Consider the following 14,230-nt stretch of genomic DNA (forward strand, 5'->3'; position numbering starts at 1 on the left):
AATTTTGGTGCTAATCATTTAACGCCTGTTCTAAAATAGAAAAGCCTATATTCGTCACGTCAACAGCTGTATTGGATAAAATAACAATCGCTTTTTGTTGTTGCATATTCCGGTGATGTTGACCCCTTTCCGGCGATACTGACCCCTCTGATTTTGGTTATCTGGGGGATTTTTACCAATAGCCTGACAATATTACCTTTTTTTTCTTAGACTTTCACCCTTAAGTTCAATTCGGTGAGAAGTATGTACAATCCGGTCCAATACAGCGTCCGCAATTGTATCTTCCCCAATCACATCATACCAGCTTGCGACCGGAAGCTGACTGGCTATAATGGTGGATGACCTGGCATGCCTATCTTCAATAATTTCCATCAGGTCCAGTCTTTGCTGCTGATCCAGATTTACAAGACCAAAGTCATCCAGGATCAGCAGGTCAGATTTTGCAATCCTGTCTAGAAGTTTGTGCATTGATCCTTCCAGTCTGGCAATCTTGGTTCGCTGGAGCAGCTTCTGTAGATTGAAGTATAAGACCTTTTTTCCCTGTGAGCACGCTTTTAACCCAAGGGCTGAGGCCAGAAAGCTTTTTCCGCACCCCGTCGCGCCCGATATCAGTAGCGGCTCACCTCTTTCAATATACCCGCCAGTAATCAGGTCTGCAATCTGGGCTTTGTCCATACCGCGTTTGGGATCCATATTGAGCTCCTCAATCGATGCCTGATAACGAAAGGCAGCATTCTTTTTTAGTCTGTCAAACCGTTTTTCGTCCCTGCTGTCCAGCTCTGACTGCAGGAGAAGCTGCAATCCATCCTCAAAGTTAAGTTCTGTCATACGACGCGTTTCTACCAATGCTTTCCAGCTACGCTCCATACCCAATAGGCGGAGACTTCTCATGTTGTGTTCGATGTTCACTGTAATTGATTTTTATGTTATGAATAATACTCCCGGTTCCTGATATTTTCGTGCAGGGGAAGTTTTTTTTCGGTCGGTGCCCCGCCGTGCTCCGGAAAGTTTACCATACCGGTTATTAAAAGACCTTCAACAAACTTATACCGTAGCTGGCGATGAGTAATAGCCACCCGACAGGCCTTTATAAACAGGTCGCTGTAGGTCCTTTGAAGCCTGAACAGCCCATCACATGTCCTGTAAAGCTGTTCAGGATGGCGTTTCTGGTCAAAGATCATCTGTACCAGTTCACTGAATACCGGGGATATGGCATTTGCTCTTGTCAGGTAATGGGCAGGGTTCTTTTTTCTGAACTCACGGTACTTGGCATCCAAATGTTCCTCCAGGGTGGTATAAGCATTCTGTTTTGGGCTCCTCTGATGCAGGGCGACCTGTTTTCCTCCAACAAAGATGTGCACGAGATTTTTGGTGTAGATAACCTGTGCTTTCTTTCCGATATAGCAACTGGGTGCACTATAGAAGTGTCTGTCCCTGCCAAGATAGACGTGCCCGTTTTCACCGATCTTAAGCTCCGCATAATATTTTAGTGCAAAGCGATGCTCGGGTAATGGTAACAGAAGATGTTTTTCACAGCTGAGGAACCGTTCCTGCCGACAATAACTCCTGTTCTGCATACGCGTCTGGTTCAGCTTCAATACACAGTCTTCAACGGCGCTGTTGAGGGCTGATAATGAGAAAAAGCTCCTGTTTCGAAGTTTGGCAAATACCTGCGTATAAATGATCTTTACATGGTTTTCTACGGCACTCTTGTCCCTGGGCTTTCCAGCGCGTGCAGGAACGATAACAGTACCGTAATGATTGGCCAGATCTTCCATACAGCGGTTGATTTCCGGTTCGTACCTGTCACTTTTTATAACCGCAGACTTAAGATTGTCCGGAACGATACATCTTGGCACCCCGCCAAGAAACTGTATACATTTATCCAGCGCGTCCAAAAAGTCGGGTGTCTTCTGGCTCGGCACAGCTGTGGCATAACAATAATTGGAAAAAGGAAGACAGGCCACAAATATCTCACAATTTATGATCTCACCGGTATTGCCATCGATAAAATGAAGCTTCTTGCCGGAAAAGTCGATATAAAGTTTATCTGCTGGCGTATGTTCCATGACCATCGAGCTGCGCTTCTGTACTTTGAGATATTGCCCCAGGTGGAAACAGAACTGTGAAAGTTCATAGCCGTCCGACACGCTTTGCTTATATTCTTCCCAAAGAAGTTTACGGGTAACACCGGGACGGCCGAGTTCTTGCTGAAAATAGGAAAGCCGCTCTTTGAAATCCTCAAACCGGGCATCACGATAGGCTGGATTACCGGCATTCAGAAGCCCGTCGAGAATCGGATCCTCCAGTTCCAGCAGCTCGTTCATGTTGAGCTTTGCCTGACCGATCTTGAAAAGATAGGTCTTTACGGTGTTCTTACTCAGTGATAAACAACGTGCTATCGCTTTTATGGCATAGCCCTGCTGTTTCAATCTTATCAATTGTTTTATCTGACTCATGGGTCTTGATTTACCGGCCATTGGAATAACTCTTAAAAATCTTATCCCAAATAAATCAAAATAACCAAGGGGGTCAAGATGCTCCGGAATTACCACCAACATTATTTTTGAGGGGTCAGTATGATCCGGAATAAATCCATCTAAATCTTATTAGGGGGTCAACATCTGCCGGAATGGCATGCGATAACTCAATGGAATCGCGCATATACTCCAGTGCAAAGTGCCGGAATCATGGGGTCAATTTACTCCGGAATATGCAGGTGTGTATCATTAAATGCAACGAAAGATCTAAATCCTCCAGTGCCTCCAGAATGATAAAATATTTGCTGATTTTCGAGTTTTTCAATTCGCCAGCCAAGCCCCATTGTTTGTTCGGCAGCGCTGAAAGTTTCTTTATGGCTCAATTCGATCGCATTCGCCAAGTTATTCTTTGAGCCTAACTGCGCTTTCATAAAAATTATCATATCATCGAGCGTTGACCGAATTGCACCGGAACCCGACAACGGGCCTAAATGCCAATTGGAAGAAGCCTTACCTCTTTCATCATACCCTTGAATAACGCCTACATCCTTCAATGATGTTTTGTTCATCCCTAGTGCCAAAAAAATATTTTCATTTAGCAGCTGTGCAAACGTTTTACTATTTTGACGTTCTAAAATCACGCCTAGTAATCCCGCCCCCAAGTTTGAATAAGAAAACCGGCTTCCGGGTTGGGCAACAACTTTGTAATTTTTCAGGTAATGGAAAAGGGAATCTGACGTGTAATGACGATACGGATCCTCAATGATCACATTGCCAGAAAAAATGTTTTCAGGAAGCCGGGGTAATCCAGAGGTATGATTAGACAACTGCATCAGCGATATTGTCTTATTTTGGTAGCTTAATGGAGGAATAGAATCGGGTAAATACTGATTGACAGGATCATTCAATGTCATCTTTCCTTCAACGACTTCCTTGGCTAATAATAGAGAGGTAAATACTTTTGTAACTGACCCAATTTCAAAGATGCTTTCAGAAGATGCTGGTAGAGCCTGAATCGTTTTGTCAGTGGTTCCATAACTATATTTCCTTTCTTTGTTACCTTCAATTATAGCTAGTATGATACCAGCAGCGTTTTCCTTTTGGATATAGGGCCTAACGAATTTCTCTACCCATAAATCTAAAGAATCTTTCATTGGATTGCTACTCGCGACCTTGTAATCCTTTTCTTTGGCCACAAAAGGGATTTCTTTAAAATTCATCCTGATGATCTTCTTTTCTTCATCAAGCAGAATCGAAAATAACTGGTCGGAATTTTCAAACTTAATCGCATAGTTATATCCATTCGCCGCTGTATCAACAAAAGAAAAACTCTGCATCTGCCCTGTCTTCGCTACAAATTTCTTCATCCCAAGCGTGAACTTTTCCTTTGGCATTCTAGTTTTATAACTATTGGATGCCTGTTCATAAATACGATCGGGTTGCCTTTCATTAAATAGCTGCTGAATCTCTTTCATCGCACGATCGTAAACCGAACGATTACCCTGAGCCTCTGCAAGCAGGAAGGAAAATTGAAGCAAAAGGACAAAAAAGCTATAATTTCCTATATTTTTCATCTGTCGGTTTGTATTTTCTAAATTTAAGGTTTCAAAACGATAAATCATACTGCAAGCAATGCTGTGACCAAATGTTTATGGCGCAATAATAAAAAAGGGCCGCTGTATATGATGCGGCCCCAATAAACTATAAACACTGAAACAACTTTCATTGGATTAGTATCCAAATATCTCTTCAAGACTTAATTTTTGGATACTTCCCAAGTGTGAGAGCGTATCTTTATTTAAGTCTTTCTCATCTCCTACAATACAATAGATATAGGGTTTACTACTGATATTGTCTGCATGGAAGGCACTAAGGTCCGAAAACGTTAGTTGAGGCAATTTATCAAAAATCAGTTTTCTGGAGTCTTCATTTAGTCCCCGACGCTGTGCAGCCAGATAGCTTGAGAGTATACCTGCACCTGTAATCCGCTCACTTGCCAGTGATTTCAATAAATTGGTCCGGATTGATTCCAAGCCTACTCTAGATTCAGGGAGTTTGTTCAAAAGCTCATTCATTCCACCTACAGCATCCTTAAACTTATCAGATTGTGTCCCAATATATGCGCCTACCATACCATGATTTTCTTTCCGTTGAGGTTGTCCGTAATACGCATATGTCGTATAGGCTAGTGCTTTCGATTCGCGGAGTGTCTGGAAAACAATACTGCCCATTCCTCCCCCAAAATAACCGTTAAAAAATGCAACAGTAGGTATCTGGTTTTTGTCAAATAAGCCGGAGTTCCGAATCCAGAACACTTCAGCCTGCTTCATAGTATACTGTGCGAACAGGACCTTATTCTCAGTTGTGGGCTTTTCTTCAAATTTCACGCCCTTCTCTATGTTAAAATAAGGCAGGTCACTCTGTTTTAAAGATTTCAGGTTTTTGACAAGATCACCGACTGCTTGTGGACCGTAATATAGTATACGATGTCTGGCATTCGCCAGATTGTGTAACACATCAACAAGATCTGACGCTTTTAAGCTATCCAGTTCCCCGTCTGAATAGGTGTAATTAAACGGATTTTTAGCTCCATAACGCGCAAAGGCTTTTAACCCTTCCATAATGGTCGCCTTATTTTCCTTGGCATTGGCCCTCGATTTCTTGACGCGCTCAATATATGCTTTGAAAGCCGCTTCATCCGCCACACAATTATGCATCAGATCCTGCAATAGGTCGATTGATGCAGTGAAATTACTATTTAGACCGGAAATAGAAACACTGCTTTCTTCATTTCCTGTAGATACCGAAAAATCGGATGCCAATTTGTAAAATGCCTTGCTAAAGTCTTCGCTGGTCTTATCTCTCGTGCCCAAAAACTCTAAATATCCTACTGCCAATCCTAATAATTTATTATCCCACCGCCCAAAGTCAAAATGGTATGTGAGGCTAAAAAGCTCATTGTTTTTGTTCTGTACGGCCAAAACATCCAAATCTTTCAACTTAGCAGTTGTCATATCTTTCTCAAAATCAATCCACAGCGGCTGAATATCTTGTTCGGACATGGCATTGATCTGTTTCAAAAAGGCAGACTCTACATTGCGGTTGACCGTAATGGGCGTAATGGCTGGTTTGACCACTTTATCGACCGTGGTATCCTGCCCCTTTTGTTTATAAACAGCGACATAGTTCACTTCAGATAAATACTTATTGGCAAAACGTACAATATCTTCCTTCGTTATCTTCGCTAAACGATCCGTATAAGCCAGTTCTTTTGCCCAGTCAAGCTCCGAGGTGAAGCCAGACATGAGTTGCTCAGCCGTACTTGTATAATTGTCAAAAAGCTTGATCTGTGCCTTCCTTTCATTGTTTACGATAGAAGTAAGCAAGTCTTCTGAAAACTTTCCCTTTCTCAATTTGTCAAGTTCATCCAACAAGAGCTGCTTAACATCCTCCAGGCTCTGTCCCGCTCCCGGATTGCCCTGTAAGATTAACATGGAATAATCCTTTAAAACGTAAGGAAACGCGCCAGCACCCAGTAATTTCTGGGACTTGACAAGATCCAGGTCAATCAATCCGGCAGATCCGTTGGTCAGCACATTGGCCATAAGATTCAGCAGCTGCGCATCCGGATCGGCCGCTCCGGGAAACCGAAATCCCATCAAAATATACTCTGATGCAGGACCGGTGACGGTTTTTGTAATGGGACTGGTAATCGGTTGCTCTTTTTCAAATGCATAAGCCGGAACAGGCTTAGATCTCATAGCGGAAAACGCCTTGTCAATACGTTGGATGATATCCGTAGGATTGAAATCTCCAGACATAATAATGCCCATATTGTTGGGAACATAATAGGTATTATAATAATCACGGATAGCCTTTAGCGAAGGATTTTTGAGATGCTCAACAGACCCCAATACGGTTTGCCTGCCATAATTGTTGTTGGGAAACATAGCTGCAAAAATAGTCTCTATGGACTTTCTATTATCGTTATCCAAACTGATGTTCTTCTCTTCATATACGGATTCCAGTTCGGTATGGAACAAACGCAGAACGGGGCTTCTGAAACGCTCGGCCTGAACAGCTAGATATTTGTCAACGACATTGTTGGGAATATCTTCCACATAGACGGTCTGTTCAAAAGATGTAAAAGCATTGGTCCCCTTAGACCCCATGCTGCTCATCAATTTGTCGTACTCATTGGGGATAGCATATTTTGACGCCTCGCCGGACACGCGGTCAATTTCTTTATAAATAGCCGTGCGTTCATTAGCATCACTCGTATGATTATATTTCTCATAAAGATCATCGATTTGATCCAGCAAAGGTTTTTCTTTGGACCAATCAAGGCTGCCGAACTTGTCCGTACCCTTAAAGAGCATATGTTCAAGGTAATGCGCCAGTCCAGTATGATCTTTAGGATCCGTTTTACTGCCAGCCTTGGTTGCAATGTATGCTTGTATACGGGGCTGTTTGTTATTTGGACTAAGAATAACGGTGAGACCATTTTTCAGTTTGTAAAAACGTGTCTGCACAGGATCGTTAGTTACATATTTATAGGTATATCCGCCTTCAGAGCTTTCTTTCCACTGATATTTGCCGACCTGCGCCTGAAGACCAGTGGTGATGAACAATAAGGAAATGAAAGCTATTGTTTTGAATTTTCTATTCATAATTGGGAATAATTATTTTTCACGAATCAGGGTAATTTTTTAAACAAGATTATTTACAGCAATAATCGCAATTAACCAGAGTAAACACAACAACAGTTAGATAATCCAAGAAAAAGAACTGAAAAACAACATAAAACAAGAAAAAAATATAAAAACCATCAGTTTTTCTATGTCCGCCTGCAGTTTTTTCTGTTTGAAAATCAAGGCTTAAACCAAACTATCATTGAGCGACTGTGCCTTCCAAAATTGAAGAAGAGGTATGCGCAGATACCATATCTGGTACCGGATTCCAAAAAGAGTAACGGCTGCCAAAGGAACAGCCGTCTCCACTAACTAAACATTTACCAGCACCGGATAAGTTTAGGTGCTGGTGAAAACTACTTATCAAAAATTTCGGCTAGTTTTTTATCTAACTCTTCTCCACGTAAATATTTAGCAATGATTTTACCATTCGGATCTACCAAGAAATTCATTGGAATAGCCTTAACATCGTACATTGCTCCGGCTTCATTTTCCCATCCCTTAAGATCGCCGACCTGCCTCCAGGTAAGTCCATCATCCTGAATGGCTTTTAACCATTTCGACTTGTCCGCAGCTTTATCCATGGAAACACCCAGAATTTCAAAGCCTTTTTTTTGATATTTAGCATAGGATCTTACCAAATTTGGATTTTCACGTCGGCATGGGGCGCACCAAGACGCCCAAAAATCTATAAGCACATATTTACCACGACAATCGGATAACTTCACCGGTTTGCCGTCAACATCAGGCTGTGTAAAATCCTGTGCCTCTACCCCTTCGCTTGTTTTTTTGACCAAAGCGATACGCTTTGTCAAGCTTTTCCAAGGATAGAATTCTGTAAACTGGGATCCAGTGTGGCAAATATCTTTTCGGCCTTGATGGCATCAAACTCCGGTGGTAAGGTAGAATTAAAAGCCATCAAAGCCATATAGCTTTTTGGGTTTTTGGCGACATAATCCAATTTGGCATCAATGGTCTGCTGCTGTATCGCATTGGCTCGGTCTTCCAATGTCTTGATATATTTCGGGTCCTGTTGGTCTGCTAGAGATTTGGATTTATATTCGTTATTTAAAGCCTCGTACTGGTCATATATGGGTTTCAATAATGCATTTACGCGTTCATTTTCCGTATTCAATGGAGATCCGGTTATTTGTGCATGTTTTATGGAATCTGTGGCGGCAAATTTAATCGACGAACTGTTGCGATTAGTAGCCTACAGTTGTCCACGAGAAATAGGATTGCTTGCGACAGTGGTATGCTTTGCAAATTCACGGAAGTTATAGGTAGCAAGACAGGCTTGATGTTTTCCGAAAGTGGTGTACTCATACAGCTCTCCGAATTTTATATGATGTATCCCCTATCTGCTTGATGATTCTTTTTCCCTGCACTGTCTGATACATGAAGGAGACACCGCCGGTGACGCCGTACAAATCAATTGTGTTGAGCATTTCCACATCCAGACCCAGCCACATCACATTGAATACACTTAAACTATCCCCATGTGAGACAAGAATAATATTCTCTTCGGCATTATTTAACAAGATTTCATAGAATGATAACATCCTTTGCCATACATCAAATCTTGATTCAGCATCACTAAAACACTTATCATATACGGTCAATTCTTCCATTTCAATATTTTCTTTCAGCCATTTTACGGATTTCCCCACAGCTTTTCCAAGATTCCTTTCTTTCAATGCCGAACTGAATTGGGGGATTATATTTAATTTTTTCGCAATTATTTCAGCCGTCTCTCTGGTTCTGCTAAGTGGTGACGAATACAAAGAAAAGTGGATATCCGCAAACTCGGTTTTTAAGTTTGCCGCGATATTTTCGGCTTGCTGAGTTCCTGTTCCTGTTAATTTCCAGTCGGTCCAGGAACCGATCATTCCATTCGTATGATGGACAGATTCTGGATGTTGTACAGTGATGATATTTTTCTTTTTAAACATCGTCTTTGGTAGATTAGAAATAGGTGTATTCCCAATGACAGTGATTCGGGGTAAGTATTACACCAATAATAAATTAATGAAAATCGTTAGCTTGTATCTTGGTATAAATAAGCTCCATCTGCTGCCCTAATATTGATTAAACCATAGACAGAGCCTAAGCTTCATATTAAAGTACAGCAGACCTATTGAGTCAAAGCCAGAGAGTCTTTAGGGAAGAACCCATTATCACGATCTTAGCCACTCGATGCGGAGCATAAATACATTATTTATGCAAGTATATGGAATAGATTTATCAAAAGAAAAGTTTGATCTAAACTTCTTTGAAACTGCTTTATTCTTAAGTTCCTCTCCAAAACTTATTTTATTAGTCCCTGCGGTGAAATTGCCAGCAACAACAATAATGATGGCTATAAACGTGAGCTCTGAGTCCTTGTCCGTTATGAACTGCAAAAAAAATAGGCTTTATCGCCGGCAGCGAATATGAATCATTACTTGACGAATTTTAAATAAATGAAAAGGGTAAGTCTGATTAGTATATCTTTACTTTATTTGAGGTACAATAATAAATGACAGACCGGCATAATTGAGCAGAGGGCAATATTCAGTAATCATATGGTTCGAGCAAGACAAGGACTATGCCTGTTTCAAAGATATTGGCAGTGGCGAGGCTCCTCCGATAATCTTACGCGCAAAGGTGAAAAGCGAATCTGTTGGTTGTACCGGCCCAACAGGGGCAGAATGATGAAATTGAAATGGAAGTCATAAAGGAAAATTGAATTTACGTACATGGGGCGCTGTCTGGGACAAAAAAGGAAATAGCTGAAACCGGGAGATGCTCACAGAAAGGTTTTCAAACGTACGGGCAAATTGGATTAAAGTGAATATTCTTGAACATATCGAGAGCTTTTGATATAAATATGGAAAACAAAATTAAGGATAAAATGACTTTTGTACGAGCAACAGTGATTTTGATGGTTATCGTACTGTTTTCCTGCCAGGGCCCTAACAGGAAGGACCCCTTGAAAACAGATACTGCAATCCAAGACGAGCACAATAAGCCACGTCATCCAAGTGCTGGTGTCGCTACACGCAGAAGTGAAAATGAAGCAAAGGATGTCATGCTTGCTGAAGATATCAGATTTAACGGTAAATTGAAAAGATTCTTTACCATGGGTGAGTTTGAAACTGTATTCGGAAATCCCGATAGTATAAGACTGTTGAAAGATGATGCCCCCTGTATCAGCATCTTTAATACAGAAACACCCCATGACAAGTACCTTTACAAAAGTGGCTCACGATTCGAGAACAGCGGGGACAGTGTGGCTGTGGACGAATTCTGGTTCAGAGATGGCAATTTTATCATCTATAAAGGGATTCGGATAGATGCTTATACGACCCTGCAGGATATACAACAGCTGTTCCCAGCAGCGGTAAGTGGGAGAATAGGCATGGACAAAGAAGGGAAACTATGGGTCATTACATTAAAAGAAGATTACGAAGACAGCTCTGACGGGCAAGTCAAAATGTTTTTTAGGGACGGTAAGGTAATCTTTATGCATTGGTGGTTGCCGTGTTAACTATCGGCAGGCAGAATATGCCATGGGTGGACAAAAGCAATATTTTAATCGCGATAAAATGAAAATCAGTCTTTACATCAAAATAACGTCATTGACTTTTCTCTCTCTGGGGACAATTGCGTGCGGACAGAAATTAAAGAACAAATCTGTCGTTCAATCAAAAAAATTAAAAGAACCAACATCAACTGAAGAACATGCGATGGTTGCCAGGGATTCAATCTCTGTCCATTTTGAAATTGAAAAAATAAGTGCAGAGGAGTTTTTCACGTCCAAGCGACGGCAAAAAACAAGCAAGCTTGCTGAGAAAATCACTGACTTTCAAATCGTCCCGAAACTTTTGACCCGAGTCGTTGATTTCAAAGAAATGGGTAACTATCTAAATATCGAAAAAATTAATTTCCGTAACGGGACTTCCTCCGATGATAACGACTTATTATCCGAGTGCACTTTTGTCGCATTTTTTCCTACGGAAGATATTCTCTTGCTTGAAGGCGGCCATTCAACGGATGTCAGCTTTGACCTGGGGACAGGACAGGAGACTTATGATACCGGTAATCCAGGTCTAGCCACTACCTCCCCCAGTGGAATATTCAGGCTGAATAAGGTGTACGAGGGTCAGGAATGCTTTTATCATTTCATTCAGGTTAAGAAAAACGGTAAATTTAAAAAGATCGCTGAACTCAACGATATTTTCGAAAAGAAAACGAATAAATGGCTGTGTGTAGTTGAAAAAGAGTTTTGGACCGATGACCATAGCCTCTACTTCGGTCTGGTGACCAAATATAACGAGCGGGGCAACGAATATGAGTTTTACAAGGTGAAAATAATCGACAGTAGTAACTAATTTCACATATACATGAAGAATATCTTTTATCTCCTGCTTCTGCTTTTTTCGTGCCGGACTGGGGTAAACAATTTCTATCAGGGCAGAGTGCTGGACGGAAACGATCAGCCTCTCGAAGGCGTAACCGTAATTGAAGAAAACGGAAAAGGGAAACAGGTGAGAACGGATAAGAGCGGATATTTTAAACTGGACAGAAGTCCAGACTGGCTGGGCCGGCTGATTTTTATGAAGCAAGGTTATCGTACGGACACCATTCCAAGTGTCTGGCGTCAGTCAGGCGAAGCTATTGGGTACAACTTCGTTGAGGACGATACCACAATAGTGAGGTTGAAAGACGCCGAAATCTTAAATGACAGCACAGGTGCCGTATCTATCATAAAAGAAGCCAGCGCTGAAGCTGATCTGTTGGCAACAATTCCGACAAGGTATTTTCCGAGTATAGACAGCACCAGATTCGAGAATTTTGATACTTCGGGTATTGGGGACAACGGCTAAATTAACCACTGAAATCGCAAACGATGGGACTTTTGAATTGCAATTGCCGAGCAAGTTGCCCTATCAACAAATCTGGTTTTCATTAGGCGAGTATGTGTACTCCTGTTTATACGCTAACGAGGAACTGGACCTTACCTTCGACCTTGAAAAACTCAAAAACGAAAGGGTTTATATGCTTGGAGAAGGAATGGCATTCGCTGGAAAGGACGGAGCAATAAACCGTACTTTGAATGCCTACATCTTGTACAATAAAAAACACCTGCCTGAACTATATAAGGACTTTCAAAAACTAAAACCGGAGGACAATCGGTACATGGTGAAATTAGATTCGTTATTTAATCTACAAAGAACCGTTAACTCAAATTTCTTAAAGGAAAACAGACAGGTCGCTAAGAAAATAATCGAAAGTGAAACAGAGGCCTATTACAATTCCAAAAAAATCAGTTATCTACTTTTTAAAAACGATGAACTGACGAATATAAAGGAACTACAGATTCCGATATATGCTATTACAAACGAATCGGCTGAATACATGCGCTACTTGTATTGGTATATCAACAATAAAAAACTACATACCAAGCAAGACAAACTGAGCGATAGTGTTAAATTTACAAAAATCGACTCCCTGCTACCAAATACCTATGCCGATCTTGTCAAAATGCAGGTGTCAAGCAGAGATTTACCAAGCCAGCTAGAGATCAATAAAGTACTGGAGAAATCGGTTAAGTCGAAATGGGCAACTTTGTATCTAAACGAAGAGAATAGGGAGCTGACTTCTAAAATCCTTAAAATGCAAAATCTTCTTGTAGCCAAGCAAGATGAAACGCGTAACAGCAAAATAGGGAAATATTTAAAAAGTACGAGCTTTGAAGCTAATCTATATCTGAACGAAGCTAAATCGGGAGTAGAGCTCTTGAAGTCTATCAAAGGTGCTTTTCCGGATAAATATATCATCATGGATCTTTGGGCAACATGGTGTACACCCTGCCTATCGAATATGCCCCATAGTAAAAAGCTGCAATTGCAGGCCGATTAGGAGAAGTTGCCTGTCGTGTTTGTCTATCTATGTACAGACGGCAATTCCTCCGAAGCTCTTTGGCAGAATAAGATAGCGGAACTGGAACTCCCTGGAGAACATCTCTTTGTACAGAATACACAGATGGATGAATTACTTACCTTGTTCAACGGGGCTGGGTATCCTACTTATGCGGTTATTGACCCCAAAGGGGGCATCTATACACAGTCCATCAATTTTTTCAGAAATATCAATCTAGACAGACTTAAAAACCTGATTAAGGACTAAAAATACCCAGGCTATCAAAAAGGTTGTTGTCCAAGTAATAAAATAAAGTTGGATCTTTATAACACATGCCATAGGCAAATGTTACTACTAAAATTTGCGGAAATATTTTAATTATATTTATGAGCATTCTGAAAAGTGTCAGAAATTACTAATAAACGCGTTATGTCATATACACAAGATAATTTTAAGGAGTGGATATTTCTAATCGGAGAAAAAATGGACTTGTTCACCGGAGATTTTGCCAGAGAAAACAACCTAAATCTCGATTACAGCATTCACTCATTGGATGAAATTGAAAAATGGATTATCACAACCTATCCGACTATCAATCAATTGAAGGCTGACCATAAAATGCTCGACTTGTTAACCATTTATATCGGAGAAACTTTCAGAAAACATCTCGGTGGGAAATGGTACATGAATACCGAGGATCAAGAAAACGTCTATTATATGATGCCAACACTTACGAGCCCGGAGTATAGTGGGGAGGTATACAAATCGCCGCGTACATTTGCTACCGCTTCAATTCCCAGAAAAAAAGGAAATTACATGAGCAGTATACTCAGGAACTGCTTGTAGAACACTCATTTAAAATCCTGCTTTCTTCATTGCGCCTGCCGCCTTATGCAGCCTTCGCAACATTTAGCCCTAAACCTAACTGCCCCATCTGTCCTTTCTACACCCAATATTCCAAATCTCCCTTATCGAGCAAAAGCCGAAAAAAAGATAAAAAAATATTGTGTAGTTAAATAACTACACTTATATTTGTAGTCAAATGACTTCACATAAAACATGACGTGTTCAATTAAATAACGTGACTTAAATATAAGCTTGAATCGTATGAGTTAGTTCGATTGCATTGCGCACGGAATTGATATAAACCACATA

Annotated in this window: 13 protein-coding genes; 6 read left to right on the plus strand and 7 right to left on the minus strand. The window is 40.9% G+C overall.

The genetic code is table 11. The features are described from left to right. Window positions 1-192 precede the first annotated feature (192 nt). The 7 genes from istB to FGL37_RS00905 form a co-directional block, all read right to left on the minus strand. Window positions 193-909: an IS21-like element helper ATPase IstB gene (gene istB / locus FGL37_RS00875; RefSeq protein ID WP_197734425.1), complete on the minus strand. Its 717-nt coding sequence runs from the start codon at window positions 907-909 to the stop codon at window positions 193-195. A gap of 17 nt (window positions 910-926) precedes the next feature. Further along, the gene (gene istA / locus FGL37_RS00880; protein WP_232048609.1) at window positions 927-2,459 is read right to left on the minus strand and encodes an IS21 family transposase; all 1,533 of its coding nucleotides are present in this window, start codon (window positions 2,457-2,459) and stop codon (window positions 927-929) included. A gap of 242 nt (window positions 2,460-2,701) precedes the next feature. Then, on the minus strand, window positions 2,702-4,054 hold the full coding sequence (locus FGL37_RS00885) for a serine hydrolase (RefSeq protein ID WP_160169493.1): 1,353 nt from the start codon (window positions 4,052-4,054) through the stop codon (window positions 2,702-2,704). 156 nt (window positions 4,055-4,210) lie between these two features. After that, the gene (locus FGL37_RS00890) at window positions 4,211-7,150 is read right to left on the minus strand and encodes a M16 family metallopeptidase (protein WP_028070182.1); all 2,940 of its coding nucleotides are present in this window, start codon (window positions 7,148-7,150) and stop codon (window positions 4,211-4,213) included. 377 nt (window positions 7,151-7,527) lie between these two features. Further along, complete coding sequence (locus tag FGL37_RS00895; RefSeq protein ID WP_197734435.1) at window positions 7,528-7,968, minus strand: peroxiredoxin family protein; 441 nt, start codon at window positions 7,966-7,968, stop codon at window positions 7,528-7,530. 14 nt (window positions 7,969-7,982) lie between these two features. Then, window positions 7,983-8,306 (minus strand): hypothetical protein, encoded by a 324-nt coding sequence (locus tag FGL37_RS00900; RefSeq protein WP_051606921.1) that lies wholly within the window; start codon window positions 8,304-8,306, stop codon window positions 7,983-7,985. Window positions 8,307-8,493: 187 nt separating this feature from the next. Next, window positions 8,494-9,123, minus strand: a complete 630-nt coding sequence (locus FGL37_RS00905) for a histidine phosphatase family protein (RefSeq protein WP_028070181.1) — start codon at window positions 9,121-9,123, stop codon at window positions 8,494-8,496. A gap of 917 nt (window positions 9,124-10,040) precedes the next feature. Between FGL37_RS00905 and FGL37_RS00910 the strand changes: the two genes are divergently transcribed. The 6 genes from FGL37_RS00910 (at window position 10,041) to FGL37_RS00935 (ending at window position 13,921) form a co-directional block, all read left to right on the plus strand. Then, window positions 10,041-10,700, plus strand: a complete 660-nt coding sequence (locus FGL37_RS00910) for a hypothetical protein (RefSeq protein WP_028070179.1) — start codon at window positions 10,041-10,043, stop codon at window positions 10,698-10,700. Between the two features lie 58 nt (window positions 10,701-10,758). After that, window positions 10,759-11,544: a hypothetical protein gene (locus tag FGL37_RS00915; protein WP_037533366.1), complete on the plus strand. Its 786-nt coding sequence runs from the start codon at window positions 10,759-10,761 to the stop codon at window positions 11,542-11,544. 12 nt (window positions 11,545-11,556) lie between these two features. Continuing rightward, entirely contained in the window at window positions 11,557-12,039 is a 483-nt protein-coding gene (locus FGL37_RS00920) for a carboxypeptidase regulatory-like domain-containing protein (protein ID WP_028070177.1), read from the plus strand. Then, window positions 12,008-13,075, plus strand: a complete 1,068-nt coding sequence (locus tag FGL37_RS00925) for a TlpA family protein disulfide reductase (protein ID WP_138096637.1) — start codon at window positions 12,008-12,010, stop codon at window positions 13,073-13,075. The genes FGL37_RS00920 and FGL37_RS00925 overlap by 32 nt, the downstream gene beginning before the upstream one ends. 15 nt (window positions 13,076-13,090) lie before the next feature. Continuing rightward, window positions 13,091-13,342, plus strand: a complete 252-nt coding sequence (locus FGL37_RS00930) for a thioredoxin family protein (RefSeq protein ID WP_138096639.1) — start codon at window positions 13,091-13,093, stop codon at window positions 13,340-13,342. A gap of 162 nt (window positions 13,343-13,504) precedes the next feature. Next, a complete protein-coding gene (locus FGL37_RS00935) occupies window positions 13,505-13,921 on the plus strand; it encodes a hypothetical protein (RefSeq protein WP_028070174.1) in 417 nt (138 codons plus the stop codon). Window positions 13,922-14,230 lie beyond the last annotated feature (309 nt).

Source organism: Sphingobacterium thalpophilum, assembly GCF_901482695.1.
GTDB lineage: Bacteria > Bacteroidota > Bacteroidia > Sphingobacteriales > Sphingobacteriaceae > Sphingobacterium > Sphingobacterium thalpophilum.

Coding starts and splice junctions, on each gene's coding strand:
- istA (WP_232048609.1), bottom strand. CDS start 2,459: ATGAGTCAGATAAAACAATTGATAAGATTGAAACAGCAGGGCTATGCC.
- FGL37_RS00885 (WP_160169493.1), bottom strand. CDS start 4,054: ATGAAAAATATAGGAAATTATAGCTTTTTTGTCCTTTTGCTTCAATTT.
- FGL37_RS00890 (WP_028070182.1), bottom strand. CDS start 7,150: ATGAATAGAAAATTCAAAACAATAGCTTTCATTTCCTTATTGTTCATC.
- FGL37_RS00905 (WP_028070181.1), bottom strand. CDS start 9,123: ATGTTTAAAAAGAAAAATATCATCACTGTACAACATCCAGAATCTGTC.
- FGL37_RS00910 (WP_028070179.1), top strand. CDS start 10,041: ATGGAAAACAAAATTAAGGATAAAATGACTTTTGTACGAGCAACAGTG.
- FGL37_RS00915 (WP_037533366.1), top strand. CDS start 10,759: ATGAAAATCAGTCTTTACATCAAAATAACGTCATTGACTTTTCTCTCT.
- FGL37_RS00920 (WP_028070177.1), top strand. CDS start 11,557: ATGAAGAATATCTTTTATCTCCTGCTTCTGCTTTTTTCGTGCCGGACT.
- FGL37_RS00935 (WP_028070174.1), top strand. CDS start 13,505: ATGTCATATACACAAGATAATTTTAAGGAGTGGATATTTCTAATCGGA.